The organism is uncultured Comamonas sp. (genome assembly GCF_964277875.1).
Taxonomy (GTDB): Bacteria; Pseudomonadota; Gammaproteobacteria; order Burkholderiales; family Burkholderiaceae_C; genus Comamonas; species Comamonas sediminis.
In genome coordinates, this window is sequence record NZ_CAXYJV010000046.1 from 24,266 (window position 1) to 36,204 (window position 11,939).

General features: G+C 66.9%; 8 protein-coding genes and 1 riboswitch. Of the genes, 2 read left to right on the top strand and 6 right to left on the bottom strand.

Annotated elements, in window-relative coordinates:
- Positions 1-258: 258 nt before the first annotated feature.
- Positions 259-828 carry a manganese efflux pump MntP gene (mntP, locus tag ACHWUQ_RS18820; protein WP_239808731.1) on the bottom strand — a complete coding sequence of 190 codons (570 nt, stop codon included), beginning with the start codon at positions 826-828 and terminating at the stop codon, positions 259-261.
- 17 nt (positions 829-845) lie between these two features.
- Positions 846-1,011, bottom strand: a riboswitch (yybP-ykoY riboswitch).
- 420 nt (positions 1,012-1,431) lie between these two features.
- Between mntP and ACHWUQ_RS18825 the strand changes: the two genes are divergently transcribed.
- Positions 1,432-2,964, top strand: a complete 1,533-nt coding sequence (locus tag ACHWUQ_RS18825) for an NCS1 family nucleobase:cation symporter-1 (protein ID WP_239808732.1) — start codon at positions 1,432-1,434, stop codon at positions 2,962-2,964.
- A 15-nt stretch (positions 2,965-2,979) separates the two neighbouring features.
- Positions 2,980-3,714, top strand: coding sequence for an aspartate/glutamate racemase family protein (locus ACHWUQ_RS18830; RefSeq protein WP_021027627.1), 735 nt, complete (start codon positions 2,980-2,982; stop codon positions 3,712-3,714).
- A gap of 85 nt (positions 3,715-3,799) precedes the next feature.
- Here ACHWUQ_RS18830 and ACHWUQ_RS18835 read toward each other — a convergent pair whose 3' ends face one another.
- The 5 genes from ACHWUQ_RS18835 to ACHWUQ_RS18855 all read right to left on the bottom strand — a co-directional run bounded on the left by ACHWUQ_RS18835 (position 3,800) and on the right by ACHWUQ_RS18855 (position 11,889).
- The gene (locus ACHWUQ_RS18835; RefSeq protein ID WP_312416084.1) at positions 3,800-4,921 is read right to left on the bottom strand and encodes a VWA domain-containing protein; all 1,122 of its coding nucleotides are present in this window, start codon (positions 4,919-4,921) and stop codon (positions 3,800-3,802) included.
- A 116-nt stretch (positions 4,922-5,037) separates the two neighbouring features.
- On the bottom strand, positions 5,038-7,596 hold the full coding sequence (locus ACHWUQ_RS18840) for a DUF5682 family protein (protein WP_394682050.1): 2,559 nt from the start codon (positions 7,594-7,596) through the stop codon (positions 5,038-5,040).
- 48 nt (positions 7,597-7,644) lie between these two features.
- Positions 7,645-8,727 (bottom strand): AAA family ATPase, encoded by a 1,083-nt coding sequence (locus tag ACHWUQ_RS18845; protein ID WP_239808734.1) that lies wholly within the window; start codon positions 8,725-8,727, stop codon positions 7,645-7,647.
- A 43-nt stretch (positions 8,728-8,770) separates the two neighbouring features.
- On the bottom strand, positions 8,771-10,480 hold the full coding sequence (locus ACHWUQ_RS18850; RefSeq protein ID WP_394682051.1) for a DUF5691 domain-containing protein: 1,710 nt from the start codon (positions 10,478-10,480) through the stop codon (positions 8,771-8,773).
- The gene (locus tag ACHWUQ_RS18855; RefSeq protein WP_394682052.1) at positions 10,477-11,889 is read right to left on the bottom strand and encodes an SWIM zinc finger family protein; all 1,413 of its coding nucleotides are present in this window, start codon (positions 11,887-11,889) and stop codon (positions 10,477-10,479) included. The genes ACHWUQ_RS18850 and ACHWUQ_RS18855 overlap by 4 nt, the downstream gene beginning before the upstream one ends.
- Between the last annotated feature and the right edge of the window lie 50 nt (positions 11,890-11,939).

The window sequence follows — 11,939 nt, forward strand, 5'->3', positions numbered from 1 at the left end:
GGACTGAAATGACTGAAGTGTTTGCTATTTGGCCTGAAGACGAACGTGACCGTAAGCGTGCTCCTGCCCGCTTCTGATATCAGCGCAGCTTGCCAGCGGTTGAGCCAGAACTGAAAACCCGGCACCCGCAGCGATTGCAGGCTCACTGATCTCTCTCACTTTAGCCCCGCTCTGCGGGGCTTTGTTTTGTCTGGCGCCGTCCTCCTACAGGGCCACACACCAAAGCCCTCTGCCGTGGCAACCGCAGAGGGCCTGCTTTTATACCGCCACCAGGTGCTCGTACAGAATCAGCGAGCCAATCGCGATCAGCACCACGCCACCCACCGCCTCTGCCCAGCGGCCGGTGATATGGCCCAGCACACGGCCCACCATCACCCCCAAGGTCACCATTGCAAAGGTCGCAAAGCCGATGCTCAGCGCGACCACGGTGATGTTCACATCCAGGAAAGCCAGGCCCACGCCCACCGCCATCGCATCAATGCTGGTGGCAAAGCCGGTCGCGACCAGCAGCCAGAAGCCATGGCGCGCCGGGCGGCCCATCCCGGGTTCATCGGCACTTTTGAAAGCGCCCAGCACCATGCGGCCACCCAGCACCAGCAGCAGCACAAAGGCAATCCAGTGGTCCCAGGCCTTCACATAATCGGCAGCGGCATAGCCCAGCGCCCAGCCCACCAGCGGGGTGATGGCCTCAATGACACCAAAGATCAGGCCGGTGCGCAGCGCCTCGGACCAACGGGGTTTGACAAGGGCAGAGCCTTTGCCAATCGCGGCGGCAAAGGCATCGGTAGACATGGCAAGCGCCAACAGGGAAATGGAAGCAGCGTTCATCGGAGGTTCTTCTGGGACAGTCGGGCATGAGCACAACGGCATGCCACCACTGCCCGACCGAGGTCGTGCTGGCATGCCGATGGTCTCGCCAACCGAAGAACGGATGTCTGCGCCACAGCATGGGTCATGCCGAGTATGTTGACGCAGACGCTTCCAGCGCGGAAGCAGGCTACTCCCCAAGGGAGCCCGCAGTCTAAACCTTGCGCAGCGCGTTGCGGCGCATGGCCCCGGAGGCGCCAGGCTCTTTAGAAATGGATCGCATTTCTGCCTGGTGCCCCAGCGTTGGTGCAGCGAAACGGCCGATAGCTACAGGCCGAAACAAGAGCAACCTCATGTACCCGCGCTGCTGCGATGCGCCCTCTGGCAGCGCCGGTAAACGCGTCTCCCAGGCAACAGCAACGGCGCCCTTTCAGGGTTGGCCCTAGTTCATTTTTGGACGCTTTGTATACACTTAATGTATGCATATGTGCACACAAAGCATAGCCATTGAGGCCCGCTTCTCTGCTGCACATGCCATGCATGGAACCGCGCACATGACGAGACAAATCAGGCCGCCAGGCCGTTACTAAGGCGCACCTGGATGCGCCCGATCCAAGGATGTCAATGACCGATCTTGCAGCAGACCAGAACGCAGGCTTTGCCTTCAACCCCGCCCAGCAGCGGCCCGCGGCCACCACCGATTTGCCCGCTGGTGTATGCCCCTCGCTCTACAACAAGGACCTGGCACCCACCCGGAAAGACAGCCGGTCCTGGGGCGCTTACAGCCTGTTCACGCTGTGGGCCAATGATGTGCACAGCCTGGGCAACTATGCCTTTGCCATCGGCCTGTTTGCGCTGGGCCTGGGCGGCTGGCAGATTCTGACGGCGCTGATGATGGGCGCCGCACTGCTGTTTGTGCTGCTGACCTTGTCGGGCTTCATGGGCCCCAAGACGGGCGTGCCCTTTCCAGTGATGAGCCGCATCAGCTTTGGCACGCGGGGCGCGCAGATCCCGGCGCTGATCCGGGGCGGCGTCGCGATTGCCTGGTTCGGCATCCAGACCTACCTGGCCTCCAAGGTGCTCGATGTGCTGCTGATCACCCTCTTTCCCAGCCTGCAGGCGCTGCTGGCGCACCAGGTGCTGGGCCTGCCGGTGCTGGGCTGGATCAGCTTCAGCCTGCTGTGGGTGGTGCAGACGATGATTGCCTGCTGGGGCATGGAGAGCATCCGCAAGTACGAGGCCTTTGCCGGCCCGGTGATTCTGGTGACCTTCATCGCGCTGGCCGGCTGGGTGCTGTACAGCTCGGGCGGCAGGATCCAGTGGACGGCGCCCCAGCCCAGCACCGGTGGGGCGATGTGGGTGCAGATCATGGGTGCGGCTTCGCTGTGGGTCGCCATCTACGGCACCTTTGTGCTCAATTTCTGTGACTTCACCCGGGGCGCCACCTCGCGCAGCGCCGTGGTCAAGGGCAACTTCTGGGGCATCCCCATCAACATGCTGATCTTCGGCCTGATCGTCGTCGTGCTGACCGGCGGCCAACTGGCCATCGATGGCACCCTGATTCTCAGCCCCACCGACATCGTCGAGAAGATCCCCAACAAGCCGCTGCTGATCCTGGCCAGCCTGTCGCTGCTGATCCTGACCATCGCCGTGAACCTGATGGCCAACTTTGTCGCCCCCGCGCTGGCCCTGGCCAACCTGCTGCCGCGCCAGCTCAACTTCCGCCGCGCGGCGCTGGTCAGCGCCATCCTGGGCTTTGTGATCCTGCCGTGGAACCTCTACGATTCGCCGCTGGTGATCCTGTATTTCCTCGGTGGCCTGGGCTCCTTCCTGGGCCCGCTGTTCGGTATCGTGATGGCCGACTACTGGCTGATCCGCAAGGAGCGCGTGCATGTGCCTGCCCTCTACAGCGATGACCACCGTGGCCCTTACCATTACCACAACGGCGTCAACCGCCGCGCCATCCAGGCCCTGGTGCCCTCGGCGCTGATTGCGCTGCTGTTCGCCTTTCTGCCGGCGCTGGAGTCGGTGTCCCATTTCTCCTGGTTCATTGCAGCCGGGCTCGGCGGCCTGTTCTACTGGCTGCTGACCCCCAAGGGCCAGCACTACGAAGACCAGGACGGCGAGGCCATTGCCGTGAACCATGCCCAACATTGAGACGGAGTTTTTTGCATGCGCATTCTGATCGTGAACGTCAACACCACCGAGAGCATGACCGAGGCCATTGGCGCCCAGGCGCGCCGGGCAGCGGCACCGGGCACCGAGATCGTCGCCCTCACCCCGCGTTTTGGCGCCGAGTCGGTGGAGGGCAATTTTGAGAGCTACCTCTGCGCTGTCGGTGTGATGGATGCGGTCATGCGCTATGACCAGCCCTTTGATGCCGTCATCCAGGCCGGCTACGGCGAGCATGGCCGCGAAGGCCTGCAAGAGCTGCTGGAAGTGCCGGTGGTGGACATCACCGAGGCAGCGGCATCGACGGCCATGTTCCTGGGCCACAAGTACGCCGTCGTGACCACCCTGGACCGGGCCGTGCCACTGATCGAAGACCGGCTCAAGCTGGCCGGTCTGGATGCGCGCTGCGCCTCGGTGCGCGCCAGCGGCATGGCCGTGCTGGAGCTGGAGAGCCAGCCCGAGCGCGCGGTCGATGCCATCGTGCAGCAGGCCGCCAAGGCTGTTGAAGAAGACCATGCAGAGGTGATCTGCCTGGGCTGCGGCGGCATGGCCGAGCTCGAAGACAAGGTGCGCAGCCGCACCGGCGTGCCGGTGGTCGATGGCGTGGCTGCAGCGGTGACGATTGCCGAATCGCTGGTGCGCCTGGGCCTCAAGACCTCCAAGGTGCGCACCTATGCACCGCCGCGCGCCAAGCGGATTACCGGCTTTCCGCTGCCCGATTCGCTGGGCCGCTGAACGTCTTCAACCACCCATCCCTGTTTACTCCAACCGCCCTGCTCCGCAGGGCTTTTTTCTGGCCGCTGTTGGCCGCTGTTGGCCGTTATTGGCTGGTCTTGAAGCCCTGGGTCGCCGCCCAGGCGGCCACATCATCGCGGCGGATCGCAGCGGCCATCAGCTGCGGGAAGGCGTCCGGCGTGCAGGCAAAGGAAGGCACGCCCAAGGCGGCCAGCTTGGCCGCCAGTGCGGCATCGTAAGCGGGGGCACCTTCGTCGCTCAGCGCCAGCAAGGTGATGAACTGCACGCCCGACTCCACCAGCTCATGGGCGCGGCGCAGCAGGCCTGACTCCACGCCCCCCTCGTACAGATCCGAGATCAGCACCAGGATGGTGTTGCGCGGCTCGCTGATCAGGCTCTGGCAATAACCCACGGCGCCATTGATGTCGGTGCCGCCGCCCAGCTGCACGCCAAACAGCACATCGACCGGGTCGTCGAGCTTCTCGGTCAGGTCCACGACGGCCGTGTCAAACACCACCAGCTTGGTGGCGACCGCAGGCAGGCTGGCCATCACCGCACCAAAGATGCTGGAATAGACCACCGAGTTGGCCATGGAGCCGCTTTGGTCGATGCACAGAATCACCTCGCGCTGCGGGCGGCGCGCCTTGCGGCCATAGCCGATCAAGGTCTCGGGAACGATGGTCTTGTACTCGGGCTGCCAATGGCGCAGATTGGCGCGTATCGTGCGGTTCCAGTCGATCTCGGCATGGCGCGGGCGGCGGTTGCGCTGGCTGCGGTCCAGCGCGCCGGCCACGGCACTGCGCATCGGCTCTTCGAGCTTTTTCATCAGCTCGTCCACGACCTTGCGCACCACCAGGCGCGCGGTGGCCTTGGTGTTTTGCGGGATGACCGAGCCCAGCGACATCAGGTTGGCGACCAGGTGCACATCGGGTTGCACGTTCTCCAGCATCTCGGGTTGCAGCAGCAACTCGCGCAGCTGCAGGCGCTCCATCGCGTCGCGCTGCATCACCTGCACCACCTGGCTGGGGAAGTACTTGCGGATATCGCCCAGCCAGCGCGACACCGACGGCGAAGAATTGCCCCGGCCACCCTTGCGTGAGCCCAGCTGGCTGTCGCCCTCGTAGAGCGCGGCCAGCGCCTGGTCCATCTCCTGCAGGCGCCCGCCCACGGTCCCGCAGCTGGCATCGGCCGGGCTGCCCAGCACCATGCGCCAGCGTTGCAAGCGGGTGGTTGGCTGCAGCGCCTCTGCCGCGTCGGCGGCCAGGGTTTGGCTATCGTTTTGCGCCGGTCCTGGCGCGGAATGGGTGGCATTCGTCATCGTCATCACTCCAGCGCTGGGGCGTCGTTGCGGGGGGCCGAGGCAGCGGCGATCTGCGCCAGCAACTCGGGCGGCAGCTCCAGCCCCAGCAAGGTGTTGAGCAGCGGCAGCGCCAGCACGGCGCGCGCCTCGTCCCAGGGCGAATCGTCATCCCCGGCTGCCAACGCAGCAGGCGCGGCAGCACCGGCCACCGGCGCGCGCCGGGCCTTGTCGCCCAGGCTCTGGCGCTCATGCTTGCTGAAGTGGGCAAAGCTGCGCCGCACCAGCGGCAAGATCTGTGCAAACTGCACTTCGCCCAGCCCGGCCAGCCAGGCATCGACGGCGCCCCAGATCGCTTCGTCATGCAGCAGCACCAGCGCCTGCTGGTTCAAAAAGCCATCCAGCCAGGCGGCCACATCCAGCGGCGCCGCGCCCAGCGACAGGTTGCGGTTGAACTGCAGCACCACCTCGGCGCTGTCTAGCAGATGCTCGTCCAGCAGCAGCCGGCAGGCCATGCCGCGCAGCAAGGCCGCAGCGGCATCGCCCATCGCCAGGCTGCGCAGCGCAGCGCGCCAGGCGTCCACGGCGGCCTGGGCATCGGTGCCGCGCAGGCGCAGTGCCTCGTGCGCGGCCAGCACCTTGCCCTTCATCGCCGCAGCGGCCTCTTCGTCCATCGCCATGCAGGCCACTGGCAAGCCAATGGCTGCGCGCAGCACCAGCGAATCGATGACCGTGGCCAGCAGGGCGGTATCGGTCTGGCGCACGCTGCCGTAGCGGTACACATTGGCCAGTGGCGGCAGCGCCTGCAGCAGCTGGGCCACATCACCGGTGGTGGCCGCGCGATCAGCCAACGTGGCAATCAGCGACTCGACCAGCTGCGGCAGGTTCGCCAGCAGCGCGTCGTCAATCGCCTGTGCAATCTCGGGCAAGGGGGTATCGGGCGAGAGGCTGGCGCGCAGGCGCGCGGTGGCGGCCTGCGCCACGGTGGCGCCATGCACGCTGGCCTCGATGATGCGCACGGCCAGCTCCGGCTCCCACTGCATCTGCCAGCTCTCGCGGAAGGTGCCGCGGTTGCGCTGCGCATCGGCGGCACGGGTGCCCCAGCCAATGCCCAACAAACGCAGGCGGTGCAGAAAATGGCTGCGCGCCAGGTCGGTCTCCTTGCGCAGATCCAAGGCCAGCAGCTTGCTGGCTGCTTCGGGCTTCATGCGCAGCGATTTCTGCTGCTGCTCGATATCCCGCTGCAACGGCACCTGCGGCACATCGGCGGGCACCGTGCCCAGCACATGGCCGACGGTGAGCTCGTCGTCGATCAGGTTCAGCGGCGCGGTCTCGCCCATACAGACCACCGTGACGATGGCCTCGTTGATCTCCTGCAATCCCGGTATCGGCTGGCCGCGCATGGCAGCCAGGCCTTCGGCCAAGCGGGTGGCCTCGATGATGTGGGCGCTGGAGCAGTCCAGGTCCTTGTCGCGCAGCAGGCGTGCCACGCGGGTCAGCCAGCCTGCGGTACGCAAGGTGGCGGCATCACGCGCGCTGCGTGCAGGTACGGACAGGCCTTCTTCCGCTTGCTGTGCCAAGGCCGCATCGGCCCGGTAGCACTGCCACAGGTGCTCGTACCAGCCCGGCGAGGTGACGCCTGCGCCATAGCCGCTACGGCTGGCCAGGTTGCGGTAGGTCCAGGGCGCCCAGGTCGCCAGCACCTTGGCCTTGGGCAGGCCCTTGAGCACCGCGCTGTCGGCCTTGGCGGTGGTGCTTAGCTGAAGGGCCGGCACATGCCAGGCGCCGCAGACCACGGCAATGCGCTGGTAACCGGCCTTAACTGCTTCGCGGATGCACTGGCGCATATGCGCCTCCCGCTGGGCCTCGCGCAGCACATGGTGCGGGCCGCGCCAGGCCTCGCCCTCGTCACCCAGCTCGCTGCGCACCGCCGTCATGGCCTCGTTGATGCTGGTAAACAGCGCTTCGCTGTTGCCGCGCTCTTCCACCAGGCGGTTCCACCAGCTCTCGCCGTCCTCAAAGCCGGCCGCATGGGCGAGCCAGTCGAGCGGGTCGCGCATCGGCGCCTGCGGGGGCGCAGTGGTATCCGCTGCATCGCTGTCCACATCGGCGACCGGGGCCGTGTCGGCGCTGGCCTCGGCGGCATCGCCTGGCGCCTCGTCCGCTGCCTTCACCGCATCGTCCTCGCCCTCTTCGCCATCCACGTCTTGCGCAGGCTCCGGCTTTTTCAGCGCCTGGCGCCGCGCCCAGTCCTGGGCCATCGCATGGGTCTGGGGCAGGTCGATAAAGCGCGTGGTCACCCCCTGCGCGCTCGCCCACTGCAGCGCCTGCCACTCGGGCGAAAACTCGGCAAAGGGGTAGAACGCCGCCTGGCTGGGCTCGTCCTGCATGTACACCAGCATGGCCACCGGCGGGCGCAGCTCGGCACTGCGCAGCATCGGCAGCAGGGCCTCGCCCTCGGGCGGGCCTTCCACCAGCAGGCAGTCGGGCTGCAGTTGCGCCAGCGCTTGCACCAGGCTGCGCGCACAGCCCGGGCCATGGTGGCGAATGCCAAAGAAATGGACGTTGTCAGCAGAAGTGGCCATGGGCTCGGTCAGCGTTGTCGGGGGCAGAAGAAGAACGGTATCAGCGGCTTAGATTTGCTCGCGGCAGGCGCGGTAGAGATCCTTCCACTCCGCGCGCTCCTTCACCACCGTCTCCAGGTATTCCTTCCAGACCACGCTGTCCTGCACCGGGTCCTTGATGACGGCGCCCAGCAGGCCGGAGGCCACATCGTGCGCACGCAGCACGCCATCGCCAAAATGGCCGGCCAGCGCCATGCCGCTGTTGATCACCGAGATCGCTTCGGCGGTCGACAAGGTAGAGCTGGGCGACTTGATGCGCACGGTCTTGCCGTCTTCGGTCTGGCCATGGCGCAGCTCGCGGAAGATCTGCACCACGCGGCGCACTTCTTCCAGTGCCGGGGCCTCGGCAGGCAGCTGCAGCGCGCGGCTTTGCTCGCCCACGCGCTTGGTGACGATCTGCACCTCCTCATCCTGCGACGCAGGCACGGGCAGCACGACGGTGTTGAAGCGGCGCTTCAACGCGCTGGAGAGTTCGTTGACACCCTTGTCGCGGTTGTTGGCCGTGGCGATCACCGAGAAGCCGGCGACGGCCTGGAACTCGGTCGAGAGCTCGGGCACCGGCAAGGTCTTTTCGGACAGCACGGTGATCAGGGTGTCCTGCACATCGGCAGGGATGCGGGTCAGCTCTTCGATGCGGGCGATCTTGCCCAGCTTCATCGCATGCACCAGCGGGCTGGGGATCAGCGCCTTTTCCGACGGGCCGTGGGCCAGCAGCTGGGCATAGTTCCAGCCATAGCGCAGCTGCTCTTCGCTGGTGCCGGCCGTGCCCTGGATCAGCATGGTCGAGTCGCCACTCACCGCCGCCGACAGATGCTCGGACACCCAGGACTTGGCGGTGCCAGGCACCCCGTACAGCAGCAGTGCGCGGTCGGTGGCCAGGGTTGAGACGGCAATCTCCATCAGGCGCGGACTGCCGATGTACTTGGCGCTCACTTCAAAACCATTGCTCAGCGTGCCGCCCATCAGGTACTGCAGCACGGCCCAGGGCGAGAGCTTCCAGTTCGGTGGACGCGGACGGTCATCGGCCTTTTGCAAGGCATCCAGTTCTTCGGCAAATTGCTGCTCGGCGTGCTGGCGGAGTACTTGGCTCATGGTGTGCTTCCGGTAGAGATCAAAAGGTTCGTGGTGGGCGCCATCAGGCGATTCGGGCCGCTTGCAGCGCCAGGCGCAGATCGACAATGCGGTTGAGTTGGGCGAGCACCTGCTCGTCATCCCAGGGGCGCAGGCGCGAGCGCTCCAGGCGCGCCTGCTGCTCCTGTTGGAGCTTGGCGATGTCGGCCTCGCCGCTGCCTTCGGGCACCACCAGTGCGCTAGCGTCGTCCGACGCCACGGGCTCGGCGGGCGCTGCCGCAGGTGGCGCACGCCACAGCTGCGCAAAGCGCTCCAGGTCGCCCACCTGCAGGCGGCGTGCGCAGGCAAGAATCGCATGGTCTGCCTGCCAGCTGTGCCAGTTGCCCGCAGGCTGGCGCGACTGCAAGGTGCCGAGCAAGGCCTCGAGCAACCAGCGGGACATCGCAGGCGACAGCAACTCGGTGCGGCCCATGCCCTCGTCGATGCGGTGGATGGCCTCGATGAACGCGCTCTTGCCCAGCTTGGCCTGCAGCTGTGCCAGCCACTGGGTTTCGCGTTCTTCGGCGCTCAGCTCGGCCATCAGCAGCGGCAGCACATCGCTGCTGCGCGAGTCGCTCTCCATGCTCTGGATCAGTGGCAGCCAGCGCACATCGCGCTGGGCGCGCAACGCCGCGATCCAGCCCTGGCGCAGCGCGCTTTTCCAGTCGCTGCGCCGGCTCCATTCCCACAGCTGCTCGGGCGTCTTGTTCAGTTGCTGGTGCCAGAAATCGAGGGGCGTGAGTTCCACCAGTTGCTGCAGCCACCAGGCGCGATGGCCCTTGACATAGGCGGGCGGCTGCAAAGTGACGCCATCGCGCTCCCAGTCCTTGTGGCCTTCCTGCGGCGGCTCGATCTGCCACTCGCCCTGGGCATCCTGGCTCAGCATGGCCTGCAGCGCGGCGCCCATGCGCTGGCTGTGCGGGCTGTGCGGCAGGCGCGCGAGCAGGCTGGCGGCCGATTCGCGCACCTCCTTGCTGCGGTCGCCGAGCAGCTTTTCCAGCAAGGCCTCGTCGTCTGCCGACAGGCCGCGCGCCAGGCTCTGCACCATCGGTGCGCGTTCGCGGGCACCCAGCTCCTTGAGGCTGGCTTCCAGCCGCGCGCGGGCGCCTGCCGGGTCCGTGGCACGCTGCTGCTGCAGCAAGGCCACGCGCTGCTCCAGCGAGCCTTCCTGCCAGATCTGCTCGGCATCGGCCGTCTCTTGCACGCCATGCGCATAGGCCCACTGCGGGTTCTGGGCGGCCAGCCAGCGGCCGCGCTCGCCCAGCACCGGGGTCAGCCACTGGCGCAGCTCGACCGATTGGCGGCCTTGGTGCAGCGCATCCACCAACAGCGCATAAGGCAGGCGCTGGCCGGCTTCATCAAGGCTGGCCAAGGCCAGCGCGAGCAGCTCGGGCGCATTGCCCTGCAGCACCTCGCCCAGCAACCGCAACAGCGGCTCGCCCTGCGGCGCCGGGCGCGATTCAGCGGCCGGTGGCGGCAAAGCGGCAGTTGCCACCGTCGCAGCGGGTTGCGCGGGGCGCCAACCGGCCTGCTCCAGCACCGCTGCCACCGCGGTGGCGCGCAGCAACTGCTGCGCCTTGCTGTCTGCCGGTTGCAGCAAAGCCGCCTGCAGCGCCTGATGGCTGGCGGGCGCCGTGCGGTCGATGCCCTGGGTAAAGATGGCTGGCAGCGCCAGCCGCTCGGCGCCGACGAGCGCCGATTGCTGCAGCGCAGCCCAAAGATTTGCATGGCTCACAGCACTTCACCCCGGTTCTGCCAGATGTTGGTCCACGGCGCCTGGCCATCGCCGGCCTGCCAGGCACTGAGCAGGCGCCAGCGCCCTGACTGCTGGCCGCCCTCCCATTCGCCAAACAGCGCCATCGGCGCGCCTCCACCGAGTGCCTGCAGCTGCCAGGCATGGTCATCGGCCACGGCCAGCTTCACCAGCGCGGCGGCCGCATCCCCTTGCGGCCAGACCGCATACCACTGGCCCGCGCTGACCTGCAGACGCGCCTGGCCGCACCACAGCGGCTGCACCGGCTGCAAGGGATTGGCGGCAATGCGCTGGCTCAGCTGCGCCAACGCATCGCGCCATGCGCCCTCGCCCAACGGGGCGCCGGCGCCGGGAGCCAGCAGTTCGATATCAGCCCCCGCGATGGCGCGCAGCGGTGCCTGGCCGGGGTAGAAATGCAGGCTGCCCCGGTAGCTTTGCGCCGGCACCCAGGCGGTCTCAAAACCACGCCCGCCCTGCGCGTAATCCAGCAACCAGGCGATGCGCCCGCTGTGCTGGCCCTGCAGCCAGACGCGGCGCTCCAGCAGGCGGCCCTCGCGTTCGATCTGGCGCAGGCCCACGACCAACCAGTCGTCGGCCAGCGCCTCGCCCCGTGCCTGCACCTCGGCCTTGTCCATGGGCCAGCCCAGCGCGGCCATCACATCGGCACGGGTATCGGCGCTCAGCGCATCGCGGCGTGCCACCGCATCGGCCAGCAGTTGCCAGTGGCCCAACTGCACCAGCAGGTCACGCGACCATTGGGGGTGGCTGTCCACCAGCTCCCAGGCGTCCTTGATGCGGGCGGCCATGCCGCTGGCCTGCGCATCGACCATGCGCGCGGCCATGGTGTTCCAGTGCTGGCGCGCCTGCTGGTCGCCCGAGAGGTTGGCCAGGCCATTGCGCAGCATGTCCTGCATCCACAGTTGCAGCTCCTGCATGCCGGCGGCCACCTTGTCCCAGCGCTTGTCGTCACGTTTGGCTTGCTGCTTGGCCAGCAGCGCGGGATCGGCCGGGGGCGCTGCGGCAATGGCAGCGGCCTTGGCTTCTTTTTTCTCGGCTTTTTCAGCACGGCTGTCCAGCCAGGCGCTGACCCAGGCGGGTGGCTCGGCGTTGTCGGCCACCTGGCCGGCAGCGCGCAGCAGCATCAGCGCCAGGCCATGTTTGCAGGGGAACTTGCGGCTCGGGCAAGAGCACTTGAACGACGGCCCGCTCAGGTCGACCTGGGTCTGGTAGGGCTTGGAGCCGCTGCCCTGGCATTCGCCCCAGGCTGCCGTTTCGTTGCAGCCCAGGCTGGGCCATTTGCTGGGGTTCTTCAACCCTTGTGCCGCCTTGGTGGAAGAGGCATCCGGGGACAGCGCCACCACCTCGGCTTCGGTTGCTAAGACACGTGACAAACCGCCTCCCCTTCCGTTCAATCTGTTAGTTACCCGCTATATGTGTTTAT